Source organism: Lachnospira pectinoschiza (assembly GCF_900103815.1).
GTDB classification, from domain to species: domain Bacteria; phylum Bacillota; class Clostridia; order Lachnospirales; family Lachnospiraceae; genus Lachnospira; species Lachnospira pectinoschiza_B.
Map to the genome: position 1 here is coordinate 126,566 of NZ_FNHZ01000006.1, position 17,057 is coordinate 143,622.

Here is a 17,057-nt window from a genome sequence, read left to right on the forward strand (position 1 = left end):
AAAATCTGAAAAATTAGGGTGATTTTTTCATTTATCCAGTGCATAAAATCATCCTAAATGGATATGGAAAGATGCAAAACAGGACATTCAGGGGATAAAACAGGATATTGAAGACTCGAAACAGGACATTCAGGAGATGAAATATGTCGCTCGGGCTTATGGGTGGGGAGTTATTTTGTTGAAAAAATAGGCTTTTTCGCTTATCATTAAAATGCATGCTGATTCGGTTACCAACATTAAAATGTCAGGCTACCAAGGGTAGCACTTTTTAAAGGAGGTAGATGATTATGAATCATTATGAAGAAGGCATTGATGCAATGTGGGAAGAGGTTGAAGGCAAAAAGCCTGAACCTGTTCACATTCCATCTGACGAAGAAAGATGGAAGAAATTTGTAGAGGAGTATAGTCACAGTGGTTATCTTGTTCAGTCAGAGTTTGGTGCTATTGATACCACAGACGACGCAATGAAAGATGTGGTCGGTGGAGAAGACTTGTCTTACGAGGAATATCTACAGGCGGTGTTTAATTCCAGAAACATCAGAAGGCATTGCTTTGAGTATTGCTATTACAGTAATGCGTGGTGTGAATTCAAAGGTCAAATAGAGCGTTATAATAAGAAAAAAGGAAAAGTAATGTTCAAGCGTATTTATATATCTGGTGGACTAATGGATGGAGATTGCTACGAGGGTAAGGAAGACCATGTTTGGATGGATATTGAACCCTTTGAAGAATATCAAGAGGGAGATTGTTTATCCTTTGGAGGCGAGATTTATCGTTATCTGAAAACAAGGCATGGTAAGCAGATTTCATTTGGAATCAGAAAACCGTATGATATTTCGAAGGTTGAAGCTTATGAGTTACCAAATGATGATGATATGCTTATGCAAGCAGTAGACCAGATGATTTGTGAGGTTTGCATGTTTAATGAGCATTGCTACATGGGAATGTGTATTGCAAACAATGAATGGCGAGATGAAATGAGAAAAACTATATTTAATGCTGCAAAAGGAAATGTATAGATGTTCTTTATGTTCTATAGTGGCGGGCAGCAGATGATGTTGTCTGCCTTTTTTTGAAAGGAGTACATTGTTATGAGTAGAGTTACAAAACCTGGAAACAAATATATGAATGCTACAAAATATGATAGTGCAGTCACAGGACCATCAAAGAAGGTTAGAATTCATTGCGAAGGAGAAGATTATCATAAAGCGAAAACAATAGCACAATGGTTGTTTGTAAAATATGATATGTCTTATAAGACATATAGAAATAAATCAAAAAATAGAAGAGATGAGATGAGAGCGGAATTCGAGGCAGATACTGGTGTAAGTTTAAAGAAACGAGAAGCAGAGAGAATTCAAAGACATCTGAACAATCTTGACTTTGATGATAACTGGGATTCTGAATATGAAAATGCCATGGAATTATTGGAATCTATTGGAGTGCCGTTCTCACCAGATGGAACACCACTTGGTATTGGTTGGGATGATTAAAAATCCTTAGTAGTAACATGCGTTGGTTCGCTCTGATTTGCCCCTTTCACGCATTTCAGAGCAAATCACAAGATTTCCGAAAACCATTGCAAAACTGGGCATTTCAGGGCAAAAAGGAGTAAATCAAAACTATGACAAAAATACTATTCATCTGCCACGGCAACATCTGCCGTTCACCAATGGCAGAATTTATTTTAAAAGATATGGTAGAAAAGCAGGGAAGGGTTGATGAATTTTACATAGAATCAGCAGCTACCTCAACAGAAGAAATTTGGCGTGGAGTAGGAAATCCCGTTTATCCACCAGCAAGAGAAATACTTGCAAGTCATGGAATTTCTTGCAAAGGGAAAAGAGCTAGACAAGTTAAGTATGAGGATTATGACAAGTTTGATTTGCTTATTGCTATGGATGCCAATAATTTAAGAAATATGAGGAAACTAATTCCTGAAGATACAAAGGGAAAGGTTCATTTAATGATGGAGTATGCAGGTCAGAAAAGAGACGTTGCAGACCCATGGTACACAGGAAACTTTCAAAAAACATGGGATGATATTTATCTGGCCTGTGGGAAACTTTTGGAAAATTTATAAATTCTTTAGAGATTAATTAAATATATGTTTTGTAATTTTCGTGAAAGCACTGTATAATTGAGGGGTTGCTCTTAGAGACACGTGCAAATGAAAGTGAAATAGACCTAGACTGATCGAGCATAAAGAGAGCTGATCAGTCTTTTTTTAGAAAGAGAGAAAGTATTGAAATTTAAAGAATTTGGAATTAAGAAAGATATTTTAAATGCCATCAGAAAAGCAGGTTATGAAGAGGCCACTCCGATTCAGGAGCAGTCTATCCCTGTAATTATGGAAGGTAGAGATGTAATAGGATTAGCACAGACAGGTACAGGAAAAACCGCTGCATTTGCCTTACCAATCCTTAATTCTATCGAATTTAGAAAAAGAGCAAGAGTTAGAGCACTTATTCTCACACCAACAAGAGAGTTAGCAATTCAGACTTTTGAGAATTTTAAAAAGTACGGAAGATACATGGATTTAAAGACTGTATGTCTTTATGGTGGTGCCAAAAAAGGAAATCAGTTATCCCAGTTAAAGCGTGGAGCAGACATTATTGTTGCTACACCAGGTCGTTTAATTGACCTTTATAACGAAGGAGTGCTAGATTTTAAATCCGTAGATTATTTCGTTCTAGATGAAGCAGATAGAATGCTTGATATGGGCTTTGTGCCAGATGTTAGAAAGATTAATTCCCTCTTGCCTGAGTGGAGACAGATGATTATGTTTTCTGCCACAATGGACAAGGCTGTGGAAGATTTAGCTAATCAGATGCTTAAAGATCCAGTTCGTATTCAGGTTGCAGCACAAAACGATGCAGCTGAAACAGTTGACCAGCGCTTAATCTACACAAAGGGCGAGCTTAAAGATACAATCATTATTCAGTTCTTGCAAAATGAAATCAAGAACCCGGAAAATCTTTCGCTACCACGTAAAGATAGAAAGAACGCTATTGTATTTACTAGAACTAAGAAGGGTGCTGACAGACTTCACAAGGCCTTAGTTAAGGCAGGATTACTTGCAGTATCAATTCACGGAGATAAGACTCAGGGTCAAAGAAAAGATGCCCTTGATAGATTCCGTTCAGGTCAGGTTCAGATTCTTGTGGCTACAGATGTTGCAGCAAGAGGACTTGATATCCCTAAGTTAAATTATGTATTTAACTATGATTTACCTGAAGAGTCCGACAATTACGTTCATAGAATTGGTAGAACAGGACGTGCCGGCGAGTCAGGAATTGCCTACACACTTTGCTGTGAGGATGAGTTACATTTGCTTTATGAAATTGAAAAGCTTATGGGCAAGGAAATTCCAGAGGCAAGCACAGAATGGTCCCTTGAATTAGACAGAACAAAGTTTAAGCGCCACAATAAGCGTAACAATTATAGAAGAAACTTTGCTAGAAGAAGCTACGGCGATAACAAGAATAGACCTAGAAGAAACGACAAGCACAGAGATAACCGTAATAATGATAATCACAGAGCTAATCGTCACAATGACAATAATAGAGATAATAAGCATAGTCGCAATCATAGAGACAATAGAGACAACAGAAATAAAAATAATTAAATAAAGCTAGAGGAGTCATCATGAACAAGCTTAAAAGTTTTAAGATTTTACCAAACTACAATTCTGTAGGAGAGTGCGTTAAAGACTTAATTTACATGGCTTTCGCCACATTTATTATAGCCTTTGCAGTTTATTTTTTTATGGAGCCATCTAACACAGCAATTTCAAGTGTTTCGGCCTTAGCTATTGTTTTGGCAAATGTATTGCCACTTACAGTTTCGCAATTAACCTTTATTATGAACATCCTTTTATTAATAGTAGGTTTTGCCCTTTTTGGTTCAGAATTTGGCTTTAAGACAATTTATACATCTCTTTTGCTCCCAGTATTTTTAGGAGTTTTTGAAAATGTATATCCTAACAACCTATCGCTTACAAACGATGCATTTCTAGACGTTATACTTTATGTATGTCTAGTAAGCCTTGGATGCGCCTTATTATTTAATGATAATGCAAGTTCAGGAGGAATGGATATTGTTGCTAAGGTACTTAATAAATATTTCCATTTAGAGCTTGGTCAGGGAATGGCCCTTGCAGGAATTTTAATTGCCTGCTCGACTATATTTTTCTATGATGCAAAGTCAGTGATTTTATCACTCTTTGGAACTTACATCAATGGTATTGTCCTAGACCATTTCATCTTTGGACAAAACATTAAGAAGAGAGTTTGTATCATTACAGAAAAAGAAGAACTTATTAGAAACTACATTTTACATGAATTACACAGTGGCGCTACAATCTATCAGGCAATCGGCGCCTATGATATGGTAGCAAGACAAGAAATTATTTGTATTGTTACAAAGCAGGAATATCAAAAGCTTATGCGTTATGTTGAGGAAGTTGATCCTAAGGCTTTTGTAACAGTTTATACAGTTTCAGAGATTAGATATATTCCAAAACTAATCAAAGATAAGCCACTACATGCGAAAGATAAGATCGCGTAAACTAAATTTAATAGAGCAATTTATATTGACCTCCAAATAAATTTTTAAAAAATTTTTATTTGGGGGTTAATTTTTTTATATTAGTTCCGATAAAGAAAATACAAGGAAGAATTGGAGGTTTTAAAAATGGGATTATTTAAGATTCTTAGCGAAGATTATAATTACTACGAAGATGATGAGAAAAGACCTACAATTGAAGAAAGATTAGAGGCTGTAAAAAAGGATGTTATAGCTCTTTTTATAGGAATAGCTGCTCTTATTGCCATTGTATTTTTCGTAAATGAGAGAAACATAAATCAAGATAGAGCAACAAATGGAATCAACGAAGTGGACAATGTTCCAGCAGTTGAGGTGGTTATGCCAGCTGAAATGGACAGCATTGGCTTAACATAAACTTAGTTCCTAAGGATAGGAACTAAACGGGAGAAGTATTTAAAAGAACCTTAAGGAGAACGTAGGACGCGGAGAGCGTTATACAATAGCTGCTGAGAGGTTCTTTTTTTATGCAAAGATATATTCTAAAACTATCAATAATTAAGTATAAAAGTTGACATAAGATAATTTAAAGTTTATAATTATACCATAGTTTTATTAGTATTAATGGAGTACGCAATATGGAAGAGGCCGTAATATTTATATTTGACGCAGAAGTAGGAATGACGCTTGCTAAAGACGTTGTTACCCCTGATGGACATCTTCTAGTAAAGAAGGGTTCGGTACTAAATTGGGACCTTATTTCAACTATTTCAAATCATCATATACTAGAGATTAAGGTTTACGTTGACAATGAGTCCACTAACGAGGACGTACCATTTTTACAAGAATCAGGAGAAACCGTTAAATATTACGACAAGGTAAGAGAGTCTGAAGCTTTTCAGAAATTCGAGGCGGAATTTATACATTCAGTTTCTAAGGTTAAGGAAGAGCTTGAAAATGTAATCAATTTCAACAAGTCCATCGATACAGCCAAATTATTAGAGGGTCCGTTAAAACTCCTTAAGACCACTCCTAATAATTTGCAGCTATTGGATATGATTCATAGTATCAGGCAGTACGATGACCTTACTTATGTCCACAGTGTAAGCGTTGCCCTTTTAGCATCAACTATTGGCAGGTGGCTAAATTATAATGAAGAAAAGATTCGTTTATTAGCCCTTGCAGGAATTGTTCATGATGTGGGTAAATTAAATATTCCAATTGAGATACTAACTAAGCCTAGTAGATTGACGGATAATGAATATACCATTATGAAAAGGCACGTCAATTTAGGTTATGAGGCCTTAAAGAATCAGAATATCGACCAAAGAATTAAGGAAGCCTGCCTCTTACATCATGAAAGATGCGATGGCAGCGGCTATCCCTTTGGACTAAAGGATGACATGATTTCTATGGAGGCAAAGATTATAACCGTGGCAGATGTATATGATGCTATGACAGCTAATAGAGTTTATAGAAAGGCTATCTGTCCTTTCACTGTTGTAGATATTATGTATAAAGATTCCTTTAGCAAATATGACCCAACGGTAGCTATTACATTTTTAAGAAACATAGTTACTTCCTATATACATACAGATGTGAGACTGTCAGATGGCAGTGCCGGAAAGGTAATTTTGGTTAATGAAAATGACCTCTCAAGGCCGACAGTCTTAGTGGGGAAAAGGTTGATAGATTTATCTAGAGAGCCAAATCTAGAAATCGTGGCCTTAATTAATTAGCTTTATAACTTCCTTCTTCATTTTTACCCAGAGTAGTGTATGCTGCTCTGGGGTTTTAAAAATGTTACTAGGACTTAAAAATATTAACATAAATTTAGTCTTGACGAATAAGATTACATATATTATCATGCTATTACGATAGAGAGCTATCGATTTGTGCGTTAATTGAATATTGATTATATCCCTTATTTAGAGTGGTGGAGGTACATAGGACCGATGAAACCCAGCAACCCCTTTAACTTAGATTAGAGGAAGGTGCCAACCTGAGCGAGAGAATTTCGAACAATAAGAGGAGTCTGAATTTATTTAGAGTCCCTTAAGGGACTTATTTTTTTGCAGTTCGCTATTTTTAGATATAAAAAATATTCACGAGATGATAACAATTGTTCAAGATCGAAAGGAGAATCCAAGACAATGGAAAAAAGATTATTCACTTCAGAATCAGTAACAGAAGGTCATCCAGATAAAATCTGTGATCAGGTTTCAGATGCAGTTTTAGATGCATTATTTGAGCAGGATCCTTATTCAAGAGTAGCTTGTGAGACACTAACTAACACAGGTTTTGTTATGGTTATGGGAGAAGTAACAACTAAGGCTAATGTTGATATTCCTTCAATCGTTAGAAAGACAGTAACAGATATCGGATACGATTCATCTGATAAGGGCTTTGATGGTAATACATGTGCAGTTATGGTTGCACTTGATAAGCAGTCAGCAGATATTGCTATGGGTGTTGATAATGCTATTGAAACAAGAGATGGCAAGGACGATTTAGAGACAGGTGCTGGTGACCAGGGTATGATGTTTGGTTATGCAACTAATGAAACACCTGAATTCATGCCATATTCAGCAAACTTAGCTCAGAAGCTTTCTCTTCAGTTAACTAAGGTTCGTAAGGATGGAACACTTAGCTACTTAAGACCAGATGGTAAGACTCAGGTTACAGTAGAATATGATGAGAATGACAAGCCAGTAAGACTTGATGCTATTGTAGTTTCAAGCCAGCATGCTGCAGATGTAACTCAGGATCAGATTCATGCTGATATTAAGAAGTATGTAATTGATGCAATCGTTGATCCTAAGATGATTGATGAGAACACTAAGATTTACATCAACCCAACAGGACGTTTTGTAATTGGCGGACCAAATGGTGACTCAGGCCTTACAGGACGTAAGATTATTGTAGATACTTACGGTGGAGCGGCAAGACACGGTGGTGGTGCTTTCTCTGGTAAGGATTGTACAAAGGTTGACCGTTCAGCAGCTTACGCAGCAAGATATGTTGCTAAGAACATCGTTGCTGCAGGTCTTGCAGACAGATGTGAAATCCAGTTATCATACGCTATTGGTGTTGCAACTCCAACATCAGTTAGAGTAGATACATTTGGAACAGGTAAGCTCTCAGAAGATAAGTTAGTTGAAATCGTAAGAGAAAACTTCGACTTAAGACCAAACGGTATTATCAAGATGTTAGACCTTAGAAGACCTATCTATAAGCAGACAGCAGCTTATGGTCACTTCGGTAGAACAGATGTTGATTTACCTTGGGAGAAGCTTGATAAGGTTGAAACTCTTAAGAGCTATTTATAAGAAATCTACTACTAAAGCGAGTTTATAAATAAGACATAGTTAAAAGGATATGCAATAGGGAATGGACTTAATTTCATTCTCTAAGGCATATCCTTTTTTATAGGTATCATGTATGCATGAATGATGAAGTAGCGAAGCGGATTCCGAATGTCCGCTTTACTAAAAAGGACATCAATCCAACTGAGGAGCAAAATAAAATACAATAAATCCAAATTGAATTTGAATCTTGAGTATCAGCACTTGTTTCACTATCAGCAGTTGTAGTAGTTGTGCTTTCGTATTCTTCAGTAGTTTCACTTGTAGATGTAGTGGCAGTATCCTCATCCCCTTCTACATTTCCAGAATCAGTGCTAGTTGTGTTATCAGTAGTGTCATCACTAGTATCAGTGTCATCACTAGTATCAGTGTCATCGCTAGTTGATGAACTAGCTTCAACATAATCAATTAAACTAAGCAATTGATTTCCACCATCATAATCAGTAGTACTAAGATAATAATCATCAAGATCATTATTTCCAATATCAATAGTAAGGTTTAAGCTATAACTTTGATTAGAAACCTCTACAGACGTAGCCTCAAGAAGAGTTGAATTAAAGATAAGGTAAAATTCGTTCGTATCAATATAAGTACTACAATTCTCGCAATAAAAAAGTTTAATAAAAACTGCATATACGTCGCTATCAGTAGTTCCGCTTATGGTAATATTTTCATAATCAGAAGTCGTAGCGCTAATGGTTTGAATATCGCCAGCAAAGATACTTATAGGAGTGTTTATTAAACTCATTATAAGAATACATATAAGGCAAATGATAGATTTTCTTAATCTCATAAACACCTCCTAATAAATGCTAGTCTGGCTGGCAATGTTATATCTAACTCCAAGACCAGAAGCAGTGATAAGTCCTTGGGTATCAAATGGTCCTACGGTGCTTCTTTCTCTTATAACTAACACATAGATATCCTCAATGTCATCAGTGATTTCCACCTTCATTCTTGCAAGTTCCACATTAGTGCCGGCAGTTACAAGGTAAAAATCTTCATAATTTGGGGTTGTATAATCATGACTGCCATCGCTATATTCTTGCCTAATTAAGGTATCAAGGGCGTAATACTCGTTACTTGCCTCATCCTTATCAAGATAGAGATTTATGTATACGTATTTATTGCTAGCGCTGGTGTCAGAAAAATTGTTGGAAATAACTATGGCATAGCGATTAATTTTTAGATAATAATTATTGCTATTGGTGTCGGTGATTTCAAAAACTACATTGTCGTAGAAAAAAGAATTAAAAGTAATATCCACGTCACTACTAGAATTATAGCTAATTGTAACGGCACCATCTTCTACATCAAGGGCGGTGACAGTGCTTATATAGATTTGATTGCTACTATCTGACTGAATATTTATTGTATTGTTATATATAAAATGCGTGGTCTCAACTGGAGATGTTTTAGTTGAATCAGATAAGTCTAGGCTATTGCTAGTGTTTGGAATAGTATAATCATTTTCTGTGGCCACGTCAGTTACTTCGTAATTTGTAGTATCTTCGGTGATGGTGAAAATGTGACTCTCCTCGGCTTTAACATAATTAATTTGGTAACTGCCTTGGAAAGTGGACATAATAATTCCTACAAGTAATAGACAAAAGGATTTTTTATAAAGGCCTCTCACTTGTTTCATTGGCAGACCTCCTTTAACGAAATATATATAGTCTATTTTACAAAACTATACATTTAGAATCAAGATGTATAGAATTATTTCACAATTTATATAGTTGTGTATAGTTATGAAATTAAGATAAAAAATAATTGTATCCAATTGATGATTAAAAACTACAAGGATATAATAAAAATAAGAATGAAAATGGTGCTATTTTAGCAAGTAAGTTTATTGATAAGGAAAATTATGTTTGATTTAGAAGAAGAATTAAAGAAGCTTCCAGCAAAGCCTGGAGTATATATAATGCATGATAAATTTGACAATATAATATACGTTGGCAAGGCCAAGATTTTAAAGAACAGGGTGCGACAATATTTTCAAAGTCACAGAAATCACTCTCCAAAGATTATTCAGATGGTGTCTCGCGTGGCTTATTTTGAGTACATAATTACGGACTCAGAGCTTGAGGCCCTAGTTTTGGAGAACAACTTAATTAAGGAGCACAGGCCAAAGTATAACACTATGCTAAAGGATGATAAGACCTATCCTTTTATTAAGATTACTGTAAATGAGGCCTTCCCAAGGGTACTTTTTTCTAGAACTATGAAGCATGGTACAGGAAAATATTTTGGCCCATATACTTCATCGGCAGCAGTTAAGGATACTATTGAACTTTTGACTAAGCTTTATAAGGTTAGAACCTGTAATAGAAAGTTGCCAGCAGATATTGGCAAGGAAAGACCTTGTCTTAATTATCATATTGGACAGTGCGATGCCCCATGTCAGGGCTATATTACAATGGAGGAGTATCGCAAAAGAATCGATGATGTTATAAGTTTCCTAAATGGAAATTACTCAGATATTATGGATTCTTTAAATGAGAAAATGTTAAAGGCTTCGGAAAATCTCGAATTTGAGGAGGCTGCTAGATATAGAGATTTACTAAATTCTGTGAAGCAGGTAGCTCAAAAGCAGAAGATTACAGCAGATGATCCAACGGATAGAGATGTAATTGCCTGCGCTTCTAATGGAGAAGATGCGGTGGTGCAGATTTTCTTTATAAGAGAAGGAAAGTTACTAGGGCGAGAACATTTTCATATGCGCGTAGCCACTGGAGATACTAGAAGTGATATTATATTAAACTTTATTAAGCAGTATTACGGGGGCACTCCATACATTCCAAATATCATCATGCTTCAGGAAGAAATCGAGGAGCTTGATGTAATCACTGAGTGGTTAACAGACCTTAAGAGACGTAAGGTCAGCCTTATTACTCCAAAGAAGGGGGATAAGGAAAAGATGGTGGAGCTTGCCTATAAGAATGCTCAGATGGTTCTAAATCAGGATACTGAGAAGATTAAGCTTGAAGAGAAGCGAACCATTGGTGCTATGAAGGAGATTGAGTCTTGGCTGAACCTTAAAAACTTAAAAAGAGTGGAGGCCTATGATATCTCAAACACTAGTGGTGTTGAGTCCGTAGGTTCCATGATTGTTTTTGAAAATGGAAAGCCAAAGAAAAATGATTACAGAAAATTTAAGATTAGAACTGTCAAAGGGCCTAATGATTATGAATCTATGCGCGAGGTTTTAACTAGACGATTTAGTAGAGCCTTAGCAGAGCTTGATGGAAGTGAAGAATCTAGAGGATTTTCAAAATTACCAGATATTATTATGATGGATGGTGGTAGAGGTCAGGTAAATATAGCCCTCGAGGTGTTAGCTTCCCTTGATCTTCACATCCCAGTTGCTGGTATGGTTAAGGATGACACCCATAGTACAAGGGGTCTTTATTATAATAATGTGGAGATTCCTATTAATAAGCATTCGGAAGGTTTTAAGCTGATTACTAGAGTGCAGGATGAGGCCCATAGATTTGCTATTACTTACCATAGAAGTTTGCGTGGAAAGTATGAGGTGAAATCAGTTCTTGATGATATTAAGGGAATTGGTCCTGTAAAACGTAAGGCACTTATGAAGGCTTTTCTTGATATTGATAAGATTAGAAATGCATCAATTCCGGAACTTATGGAAGTTGATGGTATTACCCTAGAGCTTGCGGAAAATATTTACAGCTTTTTCCACTAAATGCCAAGATTTTAAACTGTTAAACTTTAGGCTTTCATTGAAAAGTGAAAGTTGCTGTGATAAACTTTAAATAAATGATATAGAAATTAAGTAGTAGGGATTATTTGCTAGAATAGAAGGCGAGGAGGAAATTAAAATGGCTGGAACAAGCAATGGTAAAGAGAAGGTAAAATTATCTAAGGTTATCGAGAAGATGCAGCTTGTGAATATGACACCAGACATAGATGCGTCAGGGATTTGGCTACATGTGCCAGATATTAATAGACCTGCCTTACAGCTAACAGGATTTTATCAATCATTTGATAATGATAGATTGCAGATTATAGGTAATGTAGAGTTTAATTATTTGGAAAGCTTATCAAAGGAAGAGAGATTAGAAAGATATTCTCAATTACTTTCAAGTAACATTCCTTGTCTTATCTTTTGTAGAGAGTTAAGACCAGAGCAGGAAGTTATTGATATGGCTAATAAACTTGGAATTCCACTTTTAAGTTCACATGATACAACTTCATCTTTTACAGCTGAGGTAATTAGATGGCTTAAGGTTCAGCTTGCACCATGTATCGTAATTCATGGCGTATTAGTTGATGTTTACGGTGAAGGTGTACTTATTACAGGTGAATCTGGTATTGGTAAATCAGAAGCTGCCCTTGAACTTATTAAGAGAGGACATAGACTTGTAACTGATGATGCAGTTGAAATCAGAAAGGTTTCAGATGAGACTTTAGTAGGTTCAGCACCTGGTGTTACAAAGTATTTCATCGAGTTAAGAGGTATTGGAATTATTGATGTTAAGACACTTTTCGGTGTTGAATCAGTAAAGGAAACTCAGGAAATTGATATGGTTATCAAGCTTGAGGATTGGAATAAGGATAAGGAATATGACCGTCTTGGTTTAGAGGAAGAATACACAGAGTATCTTGGAAATAAGGTGGTTTGCCACTCACTTCCAATTAGACCTGGTAGAAACTTAGCTGTTATTGTAGAGGCAGCTGCGGTTAACCATAGACAAAAGAAGATGGGATATAATGCGGCCGTTGAGCTTTATCGTAGAGTTCAGGAGAACTTAATGAAGGGCGATGAAGACGACGACTAATTTGTAAAAAAAGGACATAAATACTAATAAGTTTTCTGGGGGGAAGTTGTAGTTATATTTGGCTACAACTTTTCTCTTTATTAGTTTTATGTGGTTAGGAGTTTTTATGATAGATGTTATAGATAGAATTAGAGATATTGTGGGGGATTCTAGAATTTTCCCAGAGGAGAGTTTAAAGAACTACACAACATTTCGAATTGGCGGAAAATGTAGAGCATTAGTTATGCCAAGCACTAAAGAGGAGATTATAAAAGTCGTTACACTTTTAAGAGAGACTAATACTAACTTTTTTGTAATGGGTAATGGAAGCAACTTACTTGTAAGTGATGAGGGCTTTGATGGTATTGTTGTTTCTTTGAAATTCTTTAAGGGCATTGAGGTGCTTGAAGAGGATGATAAGACTTTTACAGTAAGAGTGATGGCAGGAGAGTTAATGTCTAGCGTGGGCAACTATCTTGCAAGACAGGGTGTAGAAGGTTTTGAATTTGCTACTGGAATTCCAGGAACAATTGGCGGCGGAGTTAGAATGAATGCCGGTGCATATGGTGGCGAGTTAAAGGACATTTTAGTGAATATAACTGCTATTGCAGAGGATAATACAGTAGTGACTCTTTCTAATGAGGAACTAGAACTTTCATATAGAACAAGCATTTTAGCAAAGAAAAATTATATCTGTCTGGATGCTTGCTTTAAACTTAATAAGGGTGATAGTCTTGATATTAAGGCTAAGATTAAAGAGTATGCCAACAGCCGTAAGGAGAAGCAGCCTCTTAATTATCCAAGTGCCGGAAGTACATTTAAAAGACCAGAAGGCTACATTGCAGCTAAGCTAATTGATGAGGCAGGCCTTAAGGGTCTACAGGTTGGTGGAGCTAAGGTCTCTGAAAAGCATGCTGGTTTTGTTGTAAATGTAGGCGGCGCAACTGCTAAAGACGTTATTGAACTTACAGATAAGGTTAAGGAAGTTGTTAAGGAAAAGAATGGAGTTTCATTAGAACTTGAAGTAGTTAAATTGGGATTCTAATATTTTCATTGATACGAGCTTAATTTGGCTTATAAAACATAAGCTTATAAATTTCACTGAAAGGAGCGCAATTTCATGAAGATGATTATAGTGACTGGAATGTCAGGTGCAGGAAAGAGTACAGCACTTAATGTATTAGAAGATGAAGGCTTTTATTGTGTAGATAATATGCCTATTTCTCTAATTATGAAGTTTGCAGAAATTGCTTCAAAGGGTGAAGGTGGATATGAGAACATCGCATTGGGAGTGGATGTAAGAAATGGAGAAGGCTTTAAAGAGTTAGATAAAGTCTTAGATGAATTAGATGAGAATAATTACAACTATAGTATTCTCTACCTTGATTCAAGTGATGAGGTTTTAGTTAAGCGTTATAAGGAAACTAGAAGAACTCATCCTCTTGCAAAGGGAAATAGAATTGAAGATGGCATAAAGCAGGAAAGAGAGATTTTATCTTTCTTAAGAAGAAGGGCAACTATTATAATTGATACTTCTAACATGCTAACAAGAGAGTTTAAGGCTGAGATGGAGAAGATTTTTATCCATAATAAGAAGTTTAATAACCTCTTTGTTACAGTGCTATCCTTTGGCTTTAAGTATGGAATTCCGTCAGATGCTGACCTTGTGTTTGATGTACGTTTTCTTCCAAATCCCTATTACATTCAAGAGCTAAGACCTTTAACGGGTAATGATAAGGAAATCCAAGACTATGTACTTAGTGCAAGTGAGTCTAGAGAATTCCTTGTTAAGATGAAGGATATGTTAAGATTTTTACTCCCTAATTATGTCAAAGAAGGTAAGAACAATCTAGTTATTGCCATAGGTTGTACAGGCGGTAAGCATAGATCAGTTACTCTTGCCAATGAAATTTATAAGCTAATTTGGGAACTAGATTATGGATGTAAAATCGAGCATCGTGATATAGAAAAGGATGCTAAGAGGAAAGGGTAGAGATGTCTTTTTCATTAGAAGTAAAAAAAGAATTATTGAATAAAATGGACACGGCAAGACATTGCCAGATTGCAGAATTTGCAGCTCTTATGTCTTTTACAGCCCATGTGATTGAGACAGAAGAGGGGCTTATTGGCATAGAAAGTCTAACAGAGAATACATTGGTGGTAGAGAAATTCGAGTTACTTTTAAAGACACTTTTTGATGTTAAGGAGTCGGATTATACAAAGAGCCACGAATTAAATTCTAGTAAATTAATTACAATTAGAATTTTCAAGCAACAGTTAGTTGCTAACATTTTGCAAACTATTAAATGGTGTGATGACACATTTCTTTCAATAGAAGAACAATTCTTAGATTCACGAATTATCCAAAAGGATTGTTGTAAGAAAGCCTTTATTAGAGGCGCTTTCCTTGCAGCAGGTTCTATAAGTGATCCTAATAAATTCTATCATTATGAAATAGTATGTGTATTTGAAGAGGACGCACAAAAGTTAGTGGAGCTTTTGCGCTTCTTTAATTTAGATGCCAAAGTTACGGAAAGAAAGAATAACTTTGTGGTCTACATAAAGGAAGGTAATAACATTACAGATGTGCTAAATCTCATGGGCGCTGTGCGTTTGCAAATGGAACTCTTTAATATCATGATTTACAAGGGCATAAGTAATGATGTGAATCGTAAGGTTAATTGCGAAACTGCCAATCTTAATAAAACTATAGAGGCAGCAGTTAAGCAGGTTAATGACATTGAATATATTAGAGACACAGTGGGTCTTGATAAGCTAAAGGTCAACTTAAGAGAGGTGGCTCTTTTAAGACTAGAGAATCAAGACACAAACCTAAAGGATTTAGGAGAGATGCTTGACCCGCCAGTAGGTAAGTCAGGGGTTAATCATAGACTACGAAAGATAAGTGAATTTGCAGAAGGCTTAAGAGAAGCTAGAGGCGAGCTTTAAGAGGGCACGTTTCATTAATTCTAGGGATTGACAGCAAGAGTATAATAAAAGATGAGTTTAGTTATGAAAATGTTACTTGAACTTTTGTTTATCAATAATTATGAATTTATTCTTAAATTCACAAGCATTTCTTGACAAACAAATGTTATAAGTACTAATATCAATTACACACAATCTAATTTTTGAGAAAGAAGGTTTAATATGACTAAGGTAGATATAATTTCAGGTTTCTTAGGTGCTGGTAAGACAACTTTAATTAAGAAGCTCTTACAGGATAGCAAGCTTAATAAAGAACAGGTAGTTTTAATAGAGAATGAATTTGGTGAAATCGGTATTGATGGCGGTTTCTTAAAGGACGCAGGTGTTGAAATTCGTGAGATGAATTCAGGTTGTATCTGTTGTTCACTTGTTGGTGATTTTGGTACATCTTTAAAGGAAGTTGTAGATAAGTATCATCCAGATAGAATCATCATCGAACCATCAGGTGTTGGTAAGTTATCAGATGTTATTAAGGCTGTTAAGGATCTTCATATTGAGAACGAGATCACATTAAACAGCGCTTCAACAGTTGCTGATGCTTCAAAGGTTAAGGTTTATATGAAGAACTTCGGTGAGTTCTTTAATAACCAGATTGAACATGCTGGAACAATTATTTTAAGTAGAACTCAGAACGTTACTGAGGAGAAGCTTAATAAGGCAATCGAACTTATTAGAACATTAAATGAGAAGGCTCATATCATCACAACTCCTTGGGATGATATTTCAGGCGATACAATTCTTGGTGCTATGGAGAATGTTACTAATCTTGAACTTGAAATGTTAGCAGAAGCTGCAGAAAAGGCTCATGAGGAACATGAACACGAGCATCATCATCACGATGGAGAAGAGTGCTCATGCGGACATCATCATCACGATGGTGAAGAATGCCACCATGACCACGACCATGACGAACATGATCATGAACATCACCACCATGACGGAGAAGAGTGCTCATGCGGACATGACCACGATCATGAACATCATCACCACGAGGGTGAAGAATGCCATCACGACCACGATCATGAACATCATCACCATGATGGAGAAACATGCTCATGCGGTCACCACCATGATCATCACCATCATCATGCAGATGAAGTATTTGATAGCTGGGGAATTGAAACAGTTAACAAGTACTCAAAGGCTGACTTAGATAATATCCTTGATGATTTAGCTGATTCAACAGAATACGGCGTAATCCTTAGAACAAAGGGTATGGTTCAGTCACCAGAAGGTAATTGGTTCAACTTCGATTTAGTACCAGGTGAGTACGAAATCAGAGAAGGACAGGCAGATTTCACAGGAAGAATTTGTGTTATCGGTTCTAAGTTAAATGAAGAGAAGTTAAAGACTTTATTCAAGCTTTAATTTAGAT

16 protein-coding genes and 1 riboswitch are annotated in these 17,057 nt (G+C 36.0%); of the genes, 14 read left to right on the forward strand and 2 right to left on the reverse strand.

The features are described from left to right. Positions 1 to 281: 281 nt before the first annotated feature. From BLQ66_RS09565 to metK, 8 genes are all read left to right on the forward strand, one after another. Complete coding sequence (locus BLQ66_RS09565) at positions 282 to 1,019, forward strand: hypothetical protein (protein ID WP_143453000.1); 738 nt, start codon at positions 282 to 284, stop codon at positions 1,017 to 1,019. A gap of 72 nt (positions 1,020 to 1,091) precedes the next feature. After that, positions 1,092 to 1,493 carry a hypothetical protein gene (locus tag BLQ66_RS09570; RefSeq protein ID WP_074521961.1) on the forward strand — a complete coding sequence of 134 codons (402 nt, stop codon included), beginning with the start codon at positions 1,092 to 1,094 and terminating at the stop codon, positions 1,491 to 1,493. A gap of 131 nt (positions 1,494 to 1,624) precedes the next feature. Next, complete coding sequence (locus tag BLQ66_RS09575; protein ID WP_074521962.1) at positions 1,625 to 2,083, forward strand: low molecular weight protein-tyrosine-phosphatase; 459 nt, start codon at positions 1,625 to 1,627, stop codon at positions 2,081 to 2,083. Positions 2,084 to 2,245: 162 nt separating this feature from the next. Next, positions 2,246 to 3,628, forward strand: coding sequence for a DEAD/DEAH box helicase (locus BLQ66_RS09580; RefSeq protein WP_074521963.1), 1,383 nt, complete (start codon positions 2,246 to 2,248; stop codon positions 3,626 to 3,628). 20 nt (positions 3,629 to 3,648) lie between these two features. Beyond that, positions 3,649 to 4,569: a YitT family protein gene (locus tag BLQ66_RS09585; protein WP_074521964.1), complete on the forward strand. Its 921-nt coding sequence runs from the start codon at positions 3,649 to 3,651 to the stop codon at positions 4,567 to 4,569. A gap of 126 nt (positions 4,570 to 4,695) precedes the next feature. Then, entirely contained in the window at positions 4,696 to 4,962 is a 267-nt protein-coding gene (locus tag BLQ66_RS09590; protein ID WP_074521965.1) for a hypothetical protein, read from the forward strand. 221 nt (positions 4,963 to 5,183) lie between these two features. Continuing rightward, positions 5,184 to 6,284 (forward strand): HD-GYP domain-containing protein, encoded by a 1,101-nt coding sequence (locus BLQ66_RS09595; protein WP_074521966.1) that lies wholly within the window; start codon positions 5,184 to 5,186, stop codon positions 6,282 to 6,284. Between the two features lie 182 nt (positions 6,285 to 6,466). After that, positions 6,467 to 6,576: riboswitch (SAM riboswitch) on the forward strand. Positions 6,577 to 6,698: 122 nt separating this feature from the next. Beyond that, positions 6,699 to 7,874, forward strand: a complete 1,176-nt coding sequence (metK, locus tag BLQ66_RS09600) for a methionine adenosyltransferase (protein WP_074521967.1) — start codon at positions 6,699 to 6,701, stop codon at positions 7,872 to 7,874. Between the two features lie 106 nt (positions 7,875 to 7,980). Here the strand turns inward: metK and BLQ66_RS09605 are convergent, their stop codons facing one another. Next, entirely contained in the window at positions 7,981 to 8,703 is a 723-nt protein-coding gene (locus BLQ66_RS09605) for a hypothetical protein (protein WP_074521968.1), read from the reverse strand. A gap of 9 nt (positions 8,704 to 8,712) precedes the next feature. Then, entirely contained in the window at positions 8,713 to 9,555 is an 843-nt protein-coding gene (locus tag BLQ66_RS09610; RefSeq protein WP_074521969.1) for a hypothetical protein, read from the reverse strand. 225 nt (positions 9,556 to 9,780) lie between these two features. Between BLQ66_RS09610 and uvrC the strand changes: the two genes are divergently transcribed. From uvrC to BLQ66_RS09640, 6 genes are all read left to right on the forward strand, one after another. Continuing rightward, positions 9,781 to 11,619, forward strand: a complete 1,839-nt coding sequence (uvrC, locus tag BLQ66_RS09615; RefSeq protein ID WP_074521970.1) for an excinuclease ABC subunit UvrC — start codon at positions 9,781 to 9,783, stop codon at positions 11,617 to 11,619. Positions 11,620 to 11,755: 136 nt separating this feature from the next. Continuing rightward, positions 11,756 to 12,715, forward strand: a complete 960-nt coding sequence (gene hprK, locus BLQ66_RS09620) for an HPr(Ser) kinase/phosphatase (RefSeq protein ID WP_074521971.1) — start codon at positions 11,756 to 11,758, stop codon at positions 12,713 to 12,715. A gap of 106 nt (positions 12,716 to 12,821) precedes the next feature. Then, on the forward strand, positions 12,822 to 13,739 hold the full coding sequence (murB, locus tag BLQ66_RS09625) for a UDP-N-acetylmuramate dehydrogenase (protein WP_074521972.1): 918 nt from the start codon (positions 12,822 to 12,824) through the stop codon (positions 13,737 to 13,739). Positions 13,740 to 13,814: 75 nt separating this feature from the next. Beyond that, positions 13,815 to 14,687, forward strand: coding sequence for an RNase adapter RapZ (rapZ, locus tag BLQ66_RS09630; RefSeq protein ID WP_027431034.1), 873 nt, complete (start codon positions 13,815 to 13,817; stop codon positions 14,685 to 14,687). A 2-nt stretch (positions 14,688 to 14,689) separates the two neighbouring features. After that, positions 14,690 to 15,643 (forward strand): DNA-binding protein WhiA, encoded by a 954-nt coding sequence (gene whiA, locus BLQ66_RS09635; RefSeq protein WP_027431033.1) that lies wholly within the window; start codon positions 14,690 to 14,692, stop codon positions 15,641 to 15,643. Between the two features lie 201 nt (positions 15,644 to 15,844). Continuing rightward, entirely contained in the window at positions 15,845 to 17,050 is a 1,206-nt protein-coding gene (locus BLQ66_RS09640) for a CobW family GTP-binding protein (RefSeq protein WP_074521973.1), read from the forward strand. The last annotated feature ends 7 nt before the right edge of the window (positions 17,051 to 17,057 follow it).